General features: G+C 36.4%; 15 protein-coding genes. 13 read left to right on the top strand and 2 right to left on the bottom strand.

The window, feature by feature from the left end:
• Window positions 1–81 precede the first annotated feature (81 nt).
• Together ACLRVU_RS12565 and ACLRVU_RS12560 are read left to right on the top strand one after the other, a co-directional pair.
• Complete coding sequence (locus ACLRVU_RS12565) at window positions 82–687, top strand: recombinase family protein (protein WP_412892115.1); 606 nt, start codon at window positions 82–84, stop codon at window positions 685–687.
• A 237-nt stretch (window positions 688–924) separates the two neighbouring features.
• On the top strand, window positions 925–3,108 hold the full coding sequence (locus ACLRVU_RS12560; protein WP_412892114.1) for an Ig-like domain-containing protein: 2,184 nt from the start codon (window positions 925–927) through the stop codon (window positions 3,106–3,108).
• Window positions 3,109–3,170: 62 nt separating this feature from the next.
• On the opposite strand, the gene ACLRVU_RS12555 is transcribed toward ACLRVU_RS12560, so the two are convergent.
• Window positions 3,171–5,549 carry a YhgE/Pip family protein gene (locus ACLRVU_RS12555; RefSeq protein WP_412892113.1) on the bottom strand — a complete coding sequence of 793 codons (2,379 nt, stop codon included), beginning with the start codon at window positions 5,547–5,549 and terminating at the stop codon, window positions 3,171–3,173.
• Between the two features lie 209 nt (window positions 5,550–5,758).
• Here ACLRVU_RS12555 and ACLRVU_RS12550 point away from each other — a divergent pair, with 209 nt between their 5' ends.
• Both ACLRVU_RS12550 and ACLRVU_RS12545 read left to right on the top strand, forming a co-directional pair.
• Window positions 5,759–6,196 (top strand): Rrf2 family transcriptional regulator, encoded by a 438-nt coding sequence (locus ACLRVU_RS12550; RefSeq protein WP_147553680.1) that lies wholly within the window; start codon window positions 5,759–5,761, stop codon window positions 6,194–6,196.
• 2 nt (window positions 6,197–6,198) lie between these two features.
• Entirely contained in the window at window positions 6,199–6,765 is a 567-nt protein-coding gene (locus tag ACLRVU_RS12545) for a GNAT family N-acetyltransferase (RefSeq protein ID WP_412892112.1), read from the top strand.
• A gap of 60 nt (window positions 6,766–6,825) precedes the next feature.
• On the opposite strand, the gene ACLRVU_RS12540 is transcribed toward ACLRVU_RS12545, so the two are convergent.
• Window positions 6,826–7,902 (bottom strand): GNAT family N-acetyltransferase, encoded by a 1,077-nt coding sequence (locus ACLRVU_RS12540; protein WP_412892111.1) that lies wholly within the window; start codon window positions 7,900–7,902, stop codon window positions 6,826–6,828.
• Window positions 7,903–8,037: 135 nt separating this feature from the next.
• On the opposite strand from ACLRVU_RS12540, the gene ACLRVU_RS12535 reads away from it, so the two are divergent.
• The 9 genes from ACLRVU_RS12535 (at window position 8,038) to ACLRVU_RS12495 (ending at window position 15,524) form a co-directional block, all read left to right on the top strand.
• Window positions 8,038–9,177 carry a serine hydrolase gene (locus ACLRVU_RS12535; protein WP_412892110.1) on the top strand — a complete coding sequence of 380 codons (1,140 nt, stop codon included), beginning with the start codon at window positions 8,038–8,040 and terminating at the stop codon, window positions 9,175–9,177.
• Window positions 9,178–9,281: 104 nt separating this feature from the next.
• Window positions 9,282–9,653 (top strand): anti-sigma factor antagonist, encoded by a 372-nt coding sequence (locus tag ACLRVU_RS12530; RefSeq protein ID WP_412892109.1) that lies wholly within the window; start codon window positions 9,282–9,284, stop codon window positions 9,651–9,653.
• Window positions 9,628–10,059, top strand: a complete 432-nt coding sequence (gene spoIIAB / locus ACLRVU_RS12525; protein ID WP_147553675.1) for an anti-sigma F factor — start codon at window positions 9,628–9,630, stop codon at window positions 10,057–10,059. Before ACLRVU_RS12530 ends, spoIIAB begins: the two co-directional genes overlap by 26 nt.
• Window positions 10,049–10,774: a SigB/SigF/SigG family RNA polymerase sigma factor gene (locus tag ACLRVU_RS12520; RefSeq protein WP_147553674.1), complete on the top strand. Its 726-nt coding sequence runs from the start codon at window positions 10,049–10,051 to the stop codon at window positions 10,772–10,774. The genes spoIIAB and ACLRVU_RS12520 overlap by 11 nt, the downstream gene beginning before the upstream one ends.
• A gap of 232 nt (window positions 10,775–11,006) precedes the next feature.
• On the top strand, window positions 11,007–11,759 hold the full coding sequence (locus tag ACLRVU_RS12515; protein WP_412892108.1) for an endonuclease/exonuclease/phosphatase family protein: 753 nt from the start codon (window positions 11,007–11,009) through the stop codon (window positions 11,757–11,759).
• Window positions 11,760–12,060: 301 nt separating this feature from the next.
• On the top strand, window positions 12,061–12,531 hold the full coding sequence (gene lepB, locus ACLRVU_RS12510; RefSeq protein WP_412892107.1) for a signal peptidase I: 471 nt from the start codon (window positions 12,061–12,063) through the stop codon (window positions 12,529–12,531).
• An 8-nt stretch (window positions 12,532–12,539) separates the two neighbouring features.
• Entirely contained in the window at window positions 12,540–13,109 is a 570-nt protein-coding gene (locus tag ACLRVU_RS12505) for a hypothetical protein (RefSeq protein ID WP_412892106.1), read from the top strand.
• A gap of 160 nt (window positions 13,110–13,269) precedes the next feature.
• Entirely contained in the window at window positions 13,270–15,033 is a 1,764-nt protein-coding gene (locus tag ACLRVU_RS12500; protein ID WP_412892105.1) for a phosphoenolpyruvate carboxykinase, read from the top strand.
• A 32-nt stretch (window positions 15,034–15,065) separates the two neighbouring features.
• The gene (locus tag ACLRVU_RS12495; RefSeq protein ID WP_412892104.1) at window positions 15,066–15,524 is read left to right on the top strand and encodes a GNAT family N-acetyltransferase; all 459 of its coding nucleotides are present in this window, start codon (window positions 15,066–15,068) and stop codon (window positions 15,522–15,524) included.
• Window positions 15,525–15,556: the final 32 nt, after the last annotated feature.

The raw sequence follows: 15,556 nt of genomic DNA, 5'->3' as shown, positions 1-15,556 counted from the left end.
TAAGCAATACAGCATTTTGATATCCTAATGACAGCATATTGTGAAATAATAAGAATTTGTAGAAGATAAGGAGGAAGATATATGAAGAAATATGGTTATGTGCGAGTGTCAAGCAAAGACCAAAATATCGATCGGCAGATGTCAGCAATGAAACAGGCTGGCATAATGAAAGATAAAATTTATATTGATAAGTTATCTGGCAAGGATTTTAATCGTCCACGCTATAAAAGATTGCTCAGACAACTGCAGGAGGGGGATGAACTGTATATCAAATCGATTGACCGCTTAGGCAGAGACTATGATGAGATTATTAAGCAATGGCGCTTTCTAACGAATATAAAGAATATTGATATTATTGTTTTAGATTCTCCATTACTAGACACAAGAAATCAAGTGAATGGCGTTACAGGAAAATTTATCTCCGATTTAGTACTGCAAATCCTTTCTTATGTGGCTCAGGTGGAAAGAGAAAATATTCGTCAAAGACAGGCAGAGGGAATCCGTGAAGCAAAATTAAAAGGGGTTGCTTTTGGCAGGCCACCAAAAAAGATTCCCGAAGAATTCCCGGAAATTCTTCAGTTATGGCTGGATGAGAAAATCAGTCTAAGAAAAGCCAGTGAAATACTGAATGTCAGCCACATGACTTTTTCTCGTTGGGTGAAGCAGTTTATTAAAGGAAAAATATAAAAATAGGTTTAGATTTGCAAATCAATTATATTTTTTTGTAACTTAAGGTTTACTATTTGTTACAAGAATGTTATGATTTATTTGACAAATATTGGTGCGAATAAACCTATATTTTTTATTTGTTACAGACCTTAAAATTATGTGTAACAAATAGTAAACTTTTGTACTAGGGGGGATTATTGGGAAACTGATGAGGAAAACAGTGAGAGAAGTGAGAGATTTAAAAGGAGGAAAATTATGAAAAAAACAATAAGTCTATTCATCTCTGTATTGATGATTGGAAGTTTAATCATGGGAAATTTAGTTTCCGTGAATGCAGTTGGTGAAAATGAAATCAACGATACAGAAAATGTTGCGGAAATAGATGGAACTAAGTATACATCATTATCTGATGCGATTCAAAATGTGACAGAGGGTCAAACTGTTAAGCTTCTAAATGACATAAATTTAGCAAGCACGATTGATGTTAATGGAAAAAAGTTTGTTTTAGAATTGAACGGAAAGAAAGTTACGCAATCACTAACACAGGAGAGTATAAATAAAACGACTGCTCCTATCCGATTATTCAGTTCGTCTTTGACCGTTAACGATAGTGTCGGGGGCGGTTCAATATTCGGTTATCAATGTGCGGTTGGTGTATTTGTTAATTCTGATTTAACACTTAATAGCGGTACACTGAAAGGTTCATGGTATGGAGTTGCCGGAAATGGTTCGAAAAATAATGGTACCACTATTACCATTAATGGCGGTTCGATTTTAAATTCTGATCCAGATGGAACGGGAGCTGCAATCTATCATCCGCAGACTGGAGAAATTACGATTAATGGCGGTACGATCAAGGGAGATCTTGGTATTCAGCTTTGTGCAGGAAATCTTTCTGTAATGAACATCAGCGGTGGTATTATCGAAGGAACCGGTATGGATCATCGTGCTGACAAAACAGGGGATGGAGCTGTTCCCGATGGTGCAGCGATTTCGATCGTAAATCGTCCCGGTTATAGTTCAGTACCAAACGTAACTATTTCAGGAGGAACATTTAAATCTGCAAACAGTGAAGGACTGCTAGCTTACACATGGTCTAAAAACACTGCGTCAGAATGGACAGATGCGAAAGACCATATTCAGGTTAAGGGCGGAACCTTTGATTCTGATCCGACAGATTATGTTGGAACTGGCTACAAAGCATATCCAGTTGAAAATACTTTTAAAGTAGCACCTATTGCTACAGGAATTGAATTATCAGATACAACCCTTACTTTAGAAGCAGGATCTAACAAAACATTAACGGCTACTGTAAATCCAAATGAAACGTTGGATACAGTGACTTGGGAATCAAGTGATCCAAAAATCGCCATTGTAGAAAATGGTGTGGTCAAAGCAGTGGCACCGGGGAAAGCAACAATTACTGCGACAGCAGGAAATGCAAAAGCAGAGTGTGTAGTATCTGTCTATAAGGTAGAAAACCCAACACCGCCTTCTGTCGATACTCAAGAGCCGGTAGAGAAACCACAGGCAGGGTTAAATGATGAAAAAGCACCTGAAATTTTAAATGATACATTAAATGATATTATCAGTAATGGTGCAGATTCAGTGTATACCGATGAAAAAACAGCAGAAAATATTAATAATGCGATTACATCAGGAGAAACAATTACAGTAAATCCAATAGTAGAAGAAATCAACACAGCAAATCCACAGGCAAGTGAAGATATCAAAGCGATTGAAAAAGAGTTGAAACAAATTACTCAGGAAAATAACAGTGTGACAGAAGTTGCCATGTATCTTGATTTAAGTGTTTTAGTAAAAACACCAACAACTCATTTAGGTAATATCACAGTATTGCCTAAACCGTTAACTTTCACTGTTGTATTACCAAACGATATAGCAGAGAATGCAAAAGATAAAGATGTTTATGTATTACGTATGCACGAAGGAAAAGTGGATAAAATTAAAGCTGCGTTAACAGATAATGTAATTACATTTGAGACAGATCGATTCTCAACTTATGCAGTTGTTTTTGAAGAAAAAACAGTGACACCAACACCAACTCCGGAAGAAACGACACATCAAGTCATCTTTGTGGATATGAATGGAGCAGTGTTAAAAGTGGAAACTGTAAAAGATGGAGAAAAGGCAACCGCTCCAGCTGTCCCAGCTATCGAGGGGTATACATTTATTAAATGGGATACAGATTTTAGTAAGGTAACTAAAGATTTAGTTGTTACAGCGGTTTATGAAAAATTACCAGTAGAGGAAGTCGTTAAACCTGATGATAAAGGAGAAAACAAAACCGAAAATACGGATAATCCTTCAACAGGAGATAAGACAAATGCTTCGTTATACAGTGCCTTTGCCCTTCTTGGTTTAGTTTCTGCGGCATTAGTTGCAGTAGAGAAAAAAAGAAGAAGTTTAAGCAGATAAGAAGTAAACTATAAAAACGCATCGCAAAATAGAATGATCTATTGCGCTATGCGTTTTTTAGGTTATGCTTCAATGTTTTTTATTGTTGAAAGTTTTCTGGCTTTCACTTCATAAACCATGAAGGTTAATAATGCAAAAGCAATCAAAATAACAACAAAGATACCTACATCATTAAGAATATTACCGCCGATGCAAAGGGTATTCCTGAAAGCATGGACACTGTAGGTAAATGGCATATAGGGATGAATGGCTTTGAAGAAACCAGCTGATAATTCAATCGGATAAGTTCCTGCTGCTCCCCCTAGCTGTAAAACCATAAAGACTAAGACAATGAAGCTTCCGACTTTTCCTAAGATTAAATTAAAGAAAACAATCATTGCCATAAAAGTGGTAGAAACAAGACATCCCATTAAGAAGGTCTGCAAGATTTGTAAAGGTTCAAGATGATTTATCATCATCAGCATACCGACCATTAAGCAGGCTTGGAGACAAGCTACTACAGCGATGACACTTGCCTTTGAAAGCCACCATTTAAAGCCGCTCTCAACGGTTGGGGTAGAGTGCTGAAGCAATGGGTACATTAAGCAAAAGGCAATACAGCCTACATAAAGACCGACAGACATCATATAAGGTGCCATTGCGTGTCCGTTATTAGGAACAGTAGATAATTCCGATCCTTGGACTTCGACAGGTTCAGCAAACATGCTGGTGGTCTGATCGTTTCCATTGGCTTGATCGACTTGGCTGGCTCCGTCGCTTAAACTAGTTGCCAAGGTTTTTGATCCATCAGCTAAGGTAGAAAGTCCTTCTCCTAATGTTTGGGAACCCTCTTTTAATAAAGCTGCTCCCTCATGAATGTCTCCGGCACCATTGCTTAATTGATTTGTGCCGCTAAGAAGTGTAGGGGTATTTGCATTTAAGTTGGAAGCACCGCTGACTAGGGCTTGACTTCCTTCTTTTAACGCTGCTACTCCATTGGTATAGGCGGTTAATCCGTTTTGAAGTCCGTTTTGACCTTGAAGCTTGCTGCTGATGAGTGTTAAGCCTTGATTGATCGTTCCACACCCTTCAATAATTCCATTTTCTTTATCCAAGTTCTTTTTAACACTAACGAGTCCACTGGATAATTGCTGGATAGCTGTTTGACTTCCTGGCAGCAGCATATCGGCACCCTCGGCAATCGTTTTGACATTTTCTTGTAAATCGTTCATGATGGTTGTTAAAGTGGTGCTGGCACTGTTTAAATGCGTTCCAATGCTGTTTAGATTGGCAGACAAAGCACCAAAGGAAGGGTTCGTTGTTAAAGCAGCTAATAATTCTTTTTGAGTATTTACATCTAACTTTTTAAATGCTTCTGAATTTTTAAATGCTTCGATTGTTAAAGCTAGATTCTGTCCGGCTTCTTGAGCATTGGTTCCAACAGATGTTAGATCTGCATTAATAGTAGCCATCGGACTTGCTGCAGAAGTATCATTTAAAGTAGTATACAAAGCTTGAATACCTTCATTTAAGACAGGCAGCTGTTCCTTTAATAATGCAATATTCTGCATTTGCGTAGGTGTCAGTGATTCTCCTAAGGATTCGGACATTTGATTTAGTCCCGCAAGCAGAGCATCACTACCTAGTTTAAGCTGGGATATCCCTGTATCAAGACTGGCAACACCATCATTTAATGTTGTGTTGTTTTGATTCAATTGATCAATCCCGGCTTGCAGCAAAGAAGCTCCTTGATAAATTTGAGAAACACCGTCGGTATAATCTTTTAATCCAATATTAAGTGTATTGGCTCCATCTTTAAACGTTAAGCTGCTTGTTGCTAATACTTGTAAATTATCGGTAATTGTTGTATTACCCTTAGTTAATTGAGCGGTTCCGTCATTGATTTGGGTTGCACCTTCTGCGGCTTCATGGAAACCATCACCAACAGTACGAATTTGATCGAATAAAATATTAGCATAAGTCTCTGTGACTTTTGTTGAAATACTGCTTTTTATTTTATTAATGGCAGTTTCATCCATTTTTGAAGCAATATAGTTGGTGCCAGGATTGGTCTGATACTCCAATTCCATCTTTTGAGGATGCTCATTAAGAAGCGTTGTCGCATTGGAAGAAAAGTTTTTAGGAATCGTGATTACCATATAATACGTTCCATCTTCTAATCCTTTTTGAGCAGAAGCTTCATCTGTAAAATGAAAATCTAAGGAAGCATCTTCTTTTAAACTGTTGACCATTTCTTCACCAAGGTTCATCTTTTGATCTTGATAGGTGACAGCCTGATCTAAATTGACCACGGCAACAGGCAGCTGGTCTGTCGTTCCATATGGATCCCACATCGATCCTAGAAAAATCGTCGTATATAATGTTGGAATACTCATGACACCAATAATGACGATCACCAGCCAATGATTCTTAAGAAAGCTTTGCCATTCCTTTTTAAGCATATTTTTCTCCTTCTTTCTATTACGATTTAATATATGCTATTAATAGACAAAATGTATCTATGGATATATAATATCTATTAATAAAAGACATTTTAGTCACCTCATAGCAATTTGTCAAGACCATTTACGTAATTATTTTGGGATAAGGAGTGTGGCGATTTTAAAAAATATGGTAAAATAGAAGAAGAATGACGAAGGTGGAAAAAAGAATGAGAGTAAAAAATAGTGTAGAACAGGCAATATGCTTATTGATTATTATTGCGCATGGAAAAAATGAAGAACATATTAAAAGTTATTTTTTAAGTCAGCGCTTAGATGTATCGGATTCCTATTTGAAGAAAATAATTCGTCAATTAGTGGTCGCTGGATTGATAAATTCAGAAGCAGGAAAGAATGGCGGCTTTACTTTGAAAAAAGATCCGGCACAGATCACATTATGTGATATCTTTGAAGCAATCGAAGGAAAAGAGGCTTTTGCTGTAGCAACCGGGTTGGTAGAAAAAGTCTTTTTAGAAGAAAGTGCAGAATTAAAGGCAACGAAACAAAAAATGATTTTGAATGCTTTTGAAGATGCCGAAGAAGCTTTCAAGGCTAAATTACGTGCTGTTACTTTGAAGATGGCGATGAAAGACTATTCGGAGGGATAATGATGGAGTCCTGCAGAGCAAATAGGATGATAGAAACGCCAAGACTGCTTATTCGTCTGCCTCAGGCTAATGATGTAAAGGCTATTTTAAAGATTTGCAACAGTGATTATGTGTTAAGGTATAACGCTATGAAAAAGGTCAGTCCTGCTGAACTGATTAAGAAATTTGAGATACCTCATGAGGACTATTGGACTTTTCATCTCGTATGTAAAGCGTCTAAGGAGGTCATTGGTGCTGTTTTTATTGAGCCTGATACGCTGAGATATAAAGTACGATCCGTTTCCATTTCTTATTATTTAGATGAAGCAAAGACTCAGAATGGCTATATGCATGAAGCTTTGAATGAAGTGTTAAACTATATATTCACAATATTGAAGATGGATATTGTTACCGCAAGAGTTTTTTCGCCTAATACCGCATCAATTCGGCTGTTAAAGAAATTAGGTTTTTTGCATGAGGGAACACTGCGTCATGCTGTGTGTGGATATAGTGATATTATTTATGACGATCTGTTGTTTTCTTTATTCAAATCGGAGTTTGACTATGCAGATAAACAAAAAGACTATTAACAAATATATCATTTGTCAATAGTCTGAACTTTAAATAATAGGGTTTAAAGAGCATTTTTATTATGGTAATGGGATCGGCTGCTCCTGATCGATTTCACGGATGATCTGACAGGGATTTCCGGCTGCCAAACAATCTGCAGGAATATCTTTTGTAACGATGCTTCCGGCGGCAATGACACTGCGTTCTCCAATCGTGACACCTGGCAAAACAACGACATTTGCACCCAGCCAGACATTATTGCCAATCACTATCGGTTTGGCAATTTCATAGCCCTTTTCACGGCTTGCAGCATCTAATGGGTGATTGACTGTATAAAGGCCGACATTAGGTCCGAATAGTACCTCATTGCCGATAATGACTTTTGCTTCATCTAAAATAGTACAGTTAGAATTGGCATAAAAATAATCGCCAATCAGGATATTCTTTCCATAGTCACATTTGAAATGCGGTTCAATATGCGGCTTCTTTCCACAGCTCCCCAATAATTGCTTAAGGATTTGATCACCGACTTCAGAGGGCATTAGTAAGTTAAAATCATAAAGCAGTTCCTTTGCCTGCATGCGTTTTTTATTTAAAAATTTATCGCTTGGCATATAGTAATAGCCGTGAATCATTTTTTGAACTTCAGTAAGCTTAGAAGGATTCAATACTTTTTCCATGATAAAATCATCCATGACAAAGCCGTTGCCAATATCAGAAACTTTGGCATCCACTTTTACGAATCCTTTTTTCTCATAGACTTTGATTGTGTGTTCATTATATTTGTTTACAGTTAAATAAATAAAGTTTTTATGGTTTTCTTTTGCAATCTTTTCTATAAATTCAAAAGCTAAGCTGGCATAGCCTTTTCCACGTGCTGATTTTTGCAGATAGAGTTTGCTTAAAAACAGTTTTTCATTTTCTAAACGAATCGCTGTAAACCCAATCGGGATATTTTCTTCTAAAATAAAATAATAGGTATATCCTTTGCGTTCTGTCTGTTCTTTAATTGCATGAGCAGACTGAAATTTATCTACCATGTAATTGATTTGATCTTCACTTAAAATGATCGTAAAAAATTCATGCCATATCTGATTCGCTAACTCTGCTAGCTGATTGATCTGAGATGGCTCTACTTGATTAAAAGATACCTTCATAGCGACCTCCTTATTCATCCTCTTATATTTATTATAATGAAAGCATGAGGGTTATGCAATAAAATAAACTTCATAAAACATAGGGATTAAAACATATCCTGTTAATTCAAACATATATTATTATGGGTGAATGAAATGAAAAAAATAGGTATTTTCTTATTATGTTTATGTATGTGCATATTGCCGGTCAAAGCAGAGACTCTCAATCTGGCACCTAGCAGCGGGGCGATGATTCTGATCGAAGCATCAACGCGTCAGGTTATCAACGGGGTCAATGAGCAGGAAAAAATGTATCCGGCAAGTACGACCAAGATCATGAGTATGATCTTATTATTTGAGGCCATCAATTCTAAAAAAATCAGCTTTGATGATATGGTCACTACATCAGCCTATGCGGCCAGCATGGGGGGAAGTCAAATCTATTTGGAAGAGAATGAACAGATGAGTGTATATGATATGTTCAAATCTGTGGCAATCGGTTCTGCGAATGACTGTATTGTAGCGTTAGGAGAATATATTGCCGGCACAAATGATGAGTTTGTCAAGATGATGAATGAAAAGGCGAAGGAATTAAAGCTGGTCAATACACATTTTGCGAATGCTACAGGGCTGCATGATGATAATCATTATACCTGTGCATTGGATTTAGCGACGATGGCGGCTTATTTAATTGAAATCGGCGGAGACAAGCTGTTAGAAACAACATCAACGGTAGAAACATATGTCAGAGAAAATACAGACAAGAAATTCTGGCTAGTCAATACCAATAAACTATTGAATGCTTACAGCGGTATTGATGGATTAAAAACCGGCTATACCAAAGAAGCTGGCTATTGCTTAGTGGCAACGGCTCAGCGTGACGGTCTGCGTTTGATCGGCGTGGTTTTAAAGGAACCGACGCCAAAGCAAAGAAACAGTGAAATGGCACAAATATTAGACTATGGCTTTAATTTGTATGAGAGCCGCTATGTTTACCATCAAGGAGATTTAGTGACAACCTTAGAAGTCAATGACAGTGAAATCAAAGAAACGAATCTGTATGCCAAAAATGATATTACGTATATCTCTAAAAAAGGAGAGGCTTATGAACCGAGCTACAATATCCGGATTCTAAAAAATCAGGCGCCGTTATTTACTAATGAAACCGTGGCAATGCTTGATCTGCACAGCGAAGACGGAAAAGTTCAAAGTTATGATCTAGTGATTCTTGAAGATATACCAAAGCTAAAGTTCTCACAGAAGGTGATTCGTGATTTTCAAAGGATGTGGCAGTAATTTGTCGTTTTGTTTCTATTTTTTTCACATAAGTTCTAGTTTTGTCGGATGCGTATCTTTTAGTCATAAATTAGTTTAAGATATGTAGCTGAGGAGGCAAAATGATGAATAAAATACAGTTTGAAAAAAATAGTGATCAGCTCATTGTCTACTTTTCCGGAGAGATTGACAGTATTCATACGATAAATTATCGTAATTTGCTAGTCGCCGAACTGGAAACAGGTAAATATAAAGTTGTAGTGATGGATTTTAATCGTGTAACATTTATCGATAGTTCGGGAATTGGTCTTGTTTTAGGGCGTTACAATCAAATGAAAGCAGAGGGCGGTAAACTTTATATTACCGGATTAAGTCCAGTGGCTTATCGTTTGTTTGAATTAACAGGTATCTTTAATTTAATGGATTATATTAAGAATACAGATGAAATATTAGTAAAGGTAGGGGAACATAATGAATCAGATGAAAATAACGTGTAAAGCAGAACTGGTAAACGATGGTTTTGTAAGAAACAGCGTCGCTTCTTTTGTTATGTCTAAAAATCCTACCATCGATGAAATCGTTGAAATCAAAACGATGGTTTCAGAAGCATTTACCAATGCCATTATTCATGGATATAATGGTGAAACAGATCGTGAAGTATCGATTGAGGCAACCTTAGATGAGGATACACTATGTTTAATCATTGAAGATCAGGGATGCGGAATAGATGATATCGAGCAAGCCTCAACACCGCTTTTTTCAACGAAGCCGGGGGATGAGCATGCCGGTATGGGATTAAGCATCATTGAAGCATTAAGTGATGAATTTGAGATTCTGTCAAGTAAACAACAGGGGACTAAACTAACGATTACAAAAACATTAAAGAAAAAACATGGCCAATAAAAATTCAGTTGAATTAATTAAGCTTGCGCAATCAGGGGATGAAGCAGCTTTAGATCAGCTCGTCAGTCAAAATGTCGGGTTGGTATGGTCTATTGTGCATCGTTTTAAAAATACGTATTACGATAAAGAAGATCTTTTTCAAATCGGTTGTGTTGGATTGATGAAATCCATCTACAACTTTGATTTTTCATATAACGTTCAATTTTCTACGTATGCAGTACCCATTATTATGGGAGAAATCAAACGCTATTTCAGAGATGACGGAACCATCAAAGTATCTCGCCAATTAAAAGAGCTGAATTTAAAAATTCAAAAAGCAAAAGAACATTTAACGAATATCTCACACGATGTTCCTAATGTTTATGATATTGCCGAGTATTTGGAAGTGGATGTTCAAGACGTGATTCTAGCAATTGATGCCTCTTATTATCCGACTTCTCTTAACGAACCTATCTATGAAAAAGATGGTTCTGCCATTTCCTTAGCCGATCGTATAGAGGATAGTCACAATAAAATGTGGTTTGAAAAATTAGCATTGGAAATGGAAATTGAAAAATTAGATGATAAAGAAAAGATGATTCTTGAAATGAGATATAAGCAAAATTGTAATCAAGAAGTAATCGCTAAAAAGCTGGGGATATCACAGGTGCAGGTATCTCGGCTGGAAAAGAAGATTATTGCCAAATTGAAATCCCGCTTAGTTGAAGAATCCTGATTTTTAAATACAAAATCTATAAGATATATTCTGTATAAAGGATATTTTATAAGATAAGGATATAGGAAGCTATATCCTAATGACGATGTATCAAAGACTTTCTCCTTTTAGAGAAGGTCTTTTTTATCACAACGGGCGTAAAAGCAGCTAATGAAGGTTTTTATCTAAATCAAAATATATTATAATAGAGGCAAAGAGAAGTTAGAATGAATGGATAAGCGGAGGGAGAACAATGTTTGAATGTACATGCAGTGATTCACAAAGAGAGAAAAAAAGAGTGGGAGATATTCGTATTGCGAGTTTTAATATCGCATCGCAGATGCATCCTAATATCATTCAGATACATGAACAGCTCAAACACTATCATATTGATGTTGTGGGAATGCAGGAACTCGATCGTTTTACTCGGCGCAATCCCGTGGATATGTTGGCAGCATTCGCAAGTCAAGGTGATTATCCATATGATAGCTTTCAAAAGACAATCGATTTTGAGGGAGGCGAGTACGGCATTGGAGTTCTGTCTGCTTACGAGATAAAAGAAGAAACTGGCGGAAAGCTGAATAGTGAGGGATTGAGCGAAGCTCGGGCATGGCAGCGCATCATCGTTGACATTCATGGAAAATCCGTAGCGATTTATAATACGCACTTAACTCATGAAGGAAAAGCAGCCCGCAGAAAGCAGCTGAATGAAATACTTACTATTATGAATCAAGATTCATCTGCCTATAAAATATTGACAGGTGACTTTAATACCGATCAAGAATACAGTGAGATCTATCCGATGTTAGAAACTTACGTAACAGCAAACGGGTATCAGGATAAGTGGCTGGATACGTATAATCTAAAGAATGAGGAGATGAAAGTTTACGCTATCGATAATATTATCGTGAGTCGGAATTTGGAAATCTGTCATGTCGATATGGTGGAAAATACATTATCTGATCATAATATGCTGTATGTGGATTTGAAGTTTAGTGATGTGTGATAAGAAAGAAGATTTTGTTTTGAAAACATTATATTTGAAGTAACATTAAACACAATTTCACATATTACTGATTATTGAAAAAACATTGAGATAAATAAAATTATGGTTAAAAATGAAACTACGCAGAAAATATCAAAATATGTGGATATATTAAGGAAAAATTGTTTTAGTTTTAGTTATGCATGAGGCGGTATATGTTATAATTATGCTTGTGTTAAAAGATTGCCGGTTCTTCAACTTTTTGAAAAAACACCTAGCATTATAGCCTATCCCCATATATAATAAAACTGAGGTGTCGTCTATGAATGGTGCAAGCAAGTCTTTGCCTAAATATATATTTGTTTTAATTGTTTTTTTTGTTTTGTTTCAGCTGTTTCTTCCCATGGTTTATATTGTAGATGGGGTATCGATGGAACCGACCTTTAATGCCGGTGATATCACCATCATCGATTACTATGGGATGAATAAAAAGTTTAGTAATGGTGATATTGTGGTTATTAATAATGACTCTCAGCACACTAAGATGATCAAACGGATCATTGGCAGTGAGGGGGATCATGTGATTATTAAAGATAATCAGGTATATGTGAATGAAGAATTGTTGGAGGAAGATTATTTATTAGAACCAATGCTCAACAAAGACATGGACTTTATTGTTCAGAAAAATAAATTCTTTGTCTTAGGGGATAACAGAAATAACAGCATTGATTCAAGAAATATTGGATTAGTGGATATCAGTGATATAATCGGGAAAGTGATTTATCACTTATAGGAGGCAGTATGGCAAGAAAGAAAAGAAGAAAACTTAGAGGCTGGGTATATGTAGCTTTGATTATTTTGCTTTGTCTTTTCATCGGTTTAGGAGTCTTTTTAATAAAACATAAAACTAGTAAAAGCGATTATCATTTCTATAAGGGGGATGTATCTGAAGTAGAAATGAGTATGAAAGCAGATGGTTATTTATATACTTATCAGCAGCAGTATTTTGAAGCAGATGGACAAACTTATGTTTCGTTGAATGATCTTTATAATATCTATACGCATTTAGACAGCGGGCAGGTTGTATTGGATCAAGGGAAAAACACCATGGTATTTACAAATTCCGTTAGTCATATTACATTAAATTATAAAAAAGAAAACATGGTTTTTAAAGACTGCCAGTGGAGTGAAGCAACACAGCAGTATCTCACCTCTTTAAATGTCAGTGACCAATTAAAACTGGACGATACGGCAACTCATGCATATATATTTGAAGGAGAGGTTTATTTGGCTCAGGAGGTCATTGAGAAGGTTTTATTTAATTCTCAGTATCAATTGGACCTGTCTCAAAAAACATTGAATAAAAGTTAATGTAATGGATTACATGTTTTAAATTTAGTACAATCATTAAAATTGTCTGCAAATTAGTAGAAATTTTAAAATATTGTACTATTTTTGGTTTGAAAATGGTTTTGTTTATGTTAAAATGTATACACCTTAAAGAGAGTAAGGATGAAAGGATGGTAAAAGGATGGCTTATAAATTCAATATCAATAGAGGAAATGCAATCTTAAACTTTTCGGAAGAATTTTGTCATACACGTTTAGAACTGATCGAAAGTGAAGGCTTTTCTAGGGTAAGCAAGGCTTTTGTGGATCGCATCAAGCGTTTGGATGATAATATTTATAATTATTTAAAAGCATGTAATGCAGATCATATCGGTATGGCGACAGATTTGAAGATGATCGCAAAGCTGTTGTTAGTAATGAATGTGGAAGAGATTTGTGACATCTATGATAATTATCGTACCTATTTCAGAGATCGAGAAATGTTTGTCAATGTAGTGGAGGCTTTTTATTTGTTTTGGCGTCGTTTAGAACGTTATGCGGTTGTAACGAATGAAAGAATCCAAACCGGATTTCAGAATGTACAGTTCGTTGATGCACAGAATAAGTTTGAAGAGTTAGTGCTGTCAACTTATCGTACGATTGAAGAAACTGCATTAGGCTATAAAAATAAAATCTACCGTCAGATCACTGCCGGAGCGAATGCCGCATTGATCGTTAGTCAGATGCGTACATTTTTACCTTATGAATATCGTAATCTGGATGAAATTCCTTTTATTCAGTCGGTTATCATTCATCCGCCGTTTATCACGTATTCAAAACGCAATAAGCGTGATGGTACCTTCCCAGAAATTAAATATAATCCTATTGAAGATAAAAAATTTGATGCAGACCAATGGTTCTGTTATCCCGCTAAAATCGGAGACCTGTTAGCCTTTGTTTATTTTAATGCAGCATTTATGTCTCAGGGGGTTACTCTATGTAACCTGTTTGAATTGGCTGATGAATCTGAATACCGCAATCGTAAGCCGGACATTTTGTATGTATACGGCTATGAGGATGGAAAGAAAAATCAGGCGTTCTATCAGGATGATCAAAATGATATGATGGTAGCTCTATTATCTGCTAATGATGATTTTGATTATTTTGGCTATATGAAAAAAATGCTTTTGACACTGCATAATGTCAGAAAGATCAATCAGAAGCAATTACCAATCCATGGGGCTATGGTAAAAGTGACCTTGCAGAATGGAGACGTAAAAAATATTGTGGTCATGGGAGACAGCGGTGCCGGTAAATCTGAAACAATCGAACAGATCAAAGTGTTTGGCGCTCCTTATATCCGTGAACTCAAAACTATCTATGATGATATGGGACTTTTGATGGTAGAAGAAGGACGCATTAAAACATCGGGAACAGAAATCGGAGCCTTTGTTCGTTTAGATGATTTAGATGTAGGATATGGCTATAAAGAATTAGACCGTTCTGTTTTCATGAATCCGGATAAGATCAATGCCCGCATTGTTATTCCGATTACACCTTATCGTGATGTTGTGGCACACCATGAAGTCGATTACTTCCTATATGCCAACAACTATGAAGAAGGCAATGAACCTCTAAGCTTCTTTGATAATATGGAAGATGCTTTAAAAGTATTCAGAGCAGGGGAAAGAATGGCTAAGGGAACAACAACGGAGATGGGATTAGTTGGAAGCTATTTTGCGAATCCGTTTGGACCTGTTCAGCGTGAAGAACAAACAGACATTATATTAGTAGATTATTTTAAAAGAATGTTTAAACAGGGGATTCATGTCGGACAGCTGAGAACTCGCTTAGGAATCAAAGGAAATGAACATAATGGTCCAAAAGCTGCGGCAATCGCTATCATTGAAGAAATTACAGGTGAACCTTACAGTGATCAAGGGTTTGCGCATTTAGCTAAAAAGTAGGGACTCCCTACTTTTTATTAGGAGGAGTATATATGTATAATTTAAAAAGCATGAGCAAAGAAGACGCAAAAACAGTCTGTACATGGCATTATGAAGGGGATTATGCGGTCTATGATTTGCCGTCTTATGAAGAAGCCATCAAACAGCAATGGGGAATAGGACAAGATGAAATTCGCCAAAAAGAATTTTTTACCATTTATTTAAAAGATGAATTGATCGGTTATTTTCGCCTGCATGACACACCGGACTATATCAGTTTTGGAATAGGTATTCGCCCGGATTACTGCGGACAGGGGCATAGTCAGCAAATCCTGAGTCAAATCGATGATTTTATCCACCAGCATTATCATAAAAAAATACAGCTGCTAGTGCGACCGTTTAATAAGCGGGCACAGGCAGCCTATCTAAAAGCTGGATTTGAGGTGATTGGTGAAACAAAATTGAATACAACGAGTGGTGAAAGTTCATTCATCGTCATGGAAAAGCAATAATGAAAATTTATTGCTTTTTTTGTGCTTTAGCA

It is taken from the genome of Beduini sp., from assembly GCF_047239305.1.
GTDB lineage: Bacteria > Bacillota_I > Bacilli_A > Erysipelotrichales > Coprobacillaceae > Beduini.
Note: the sequence above shows the minus strand (reverse complement) of the source record. Positions and strands in the feature narration are given on the sequence as shown.

Excerpts from the sequence above, each read along its gene's own strand:
- ACLRVU_RS12565 (WP_412892115.1), top strand. The coding sequence starts at position 82 with ATGAAGAAATATGGTTATGTGCGAGTGTCAAGCAAAGACCAAAATATC.
- ACLRVU_RS12560 (WP_412892114.1), top strand. The coding sequence starts at position 925 with ATGAAAAAAACAATAAGTCTATTCATCTCTGTATTGATGATTGGAAGT.
- ACLRVU_RS12555 (WP_412892113.1), bottom strand. The coding sequence starts at position 5,549 with ATGCTTAAAAAGGAATGGCAAAGCTTTCTTAAGAATCATTGGCTGGTG.
- ACLRVU_RS12550 (WP_147553680.1), top strand. The coding sequence starts at position 5,759 with ATGAGAGTAAAAAATAGTGTAGAACAGGCAATATGCTTATTGATTATT.
- ACLRVU_RS12545 (WP_412892112.1), top strand. The coding sequence starts at position 6,199 with ATGGAGTCCTGCAGAGCAAATAGGATGATAGAAACGCCAAGACTGCTT.
- ACLRVU_RS12540 (WP_412892111.1), bottom strand. The coding sequence starts at position 7,902 with ATGAAGGTATCTTTTAATCAAGTAGAGCCATCTCAGATCAATCAGCTA.
- ACLRVU_RS12535 (WP_412892110.1), top strand. The coding sequence starts at position 8,038 with ATGAAAAAAATAGGTATTTTCTTATTATGTTTATGTATGTGCATATTG.
- ACLRVU_RS12530 (WP_412892109.1), top strand. The coding sequence starts at position 9,282 with ATGAATAAAATACAGTTTGAAAAAAATAGTGATCAGCTCATTGTCTAC.
- spoIIAB (WP_147553675.1), top strand. The coding sequence starts at position 9,628 with ATGAATCAGATGAAAATAACGTGTAAAGCAGAACTGGTAAACGATGGT.
- ACLRVU_RS12520 (WP_147553674.1), top strand. The coding sequence starts at position 10,049 with ATGGCCAATAAAAATTCAGTTGAATTAATTAAGCTTGCGCAATCAGGG.
- ACLRVU_RS12515 (WP_412892108.1), top strand. The coding sequence starts at position 11,007 with ATGTTTGAATGTACATGCAGTGATTCACAAAGAGAGAAAAAAAGAGTG.
- lepB (WP_412892107.1), top strand. The coding sequence starts at position 12,061 with ATGAATGGTGCAAGCAAGTCTTTGCCTAAATATATATTTGTTTTAATT.
- ACLRVU_RS12505 (WP_412892106.1), top strand. The coding sequence starts at position 12,540 with ATGGCAAGAAAGAAAAGAAGAAAACTTAGAGGCTGGGTATATGTAGCT.
- ACLRVU_RS12500 (WP_412892105.1), top strand. The coding sequence starts at position 13,270 with ATGGCTTATAAATTCAATATCAATAGAGGAAATGCAATCTTAAACTTT.
- ACLRVU_RS12495 (WP_412892104.1), top strand. The coding sequence starts at position 15,066 with ATGTATAATTTAAAAAGCATGAGCAAAGAAGACGCAAAAACAGTCTGT.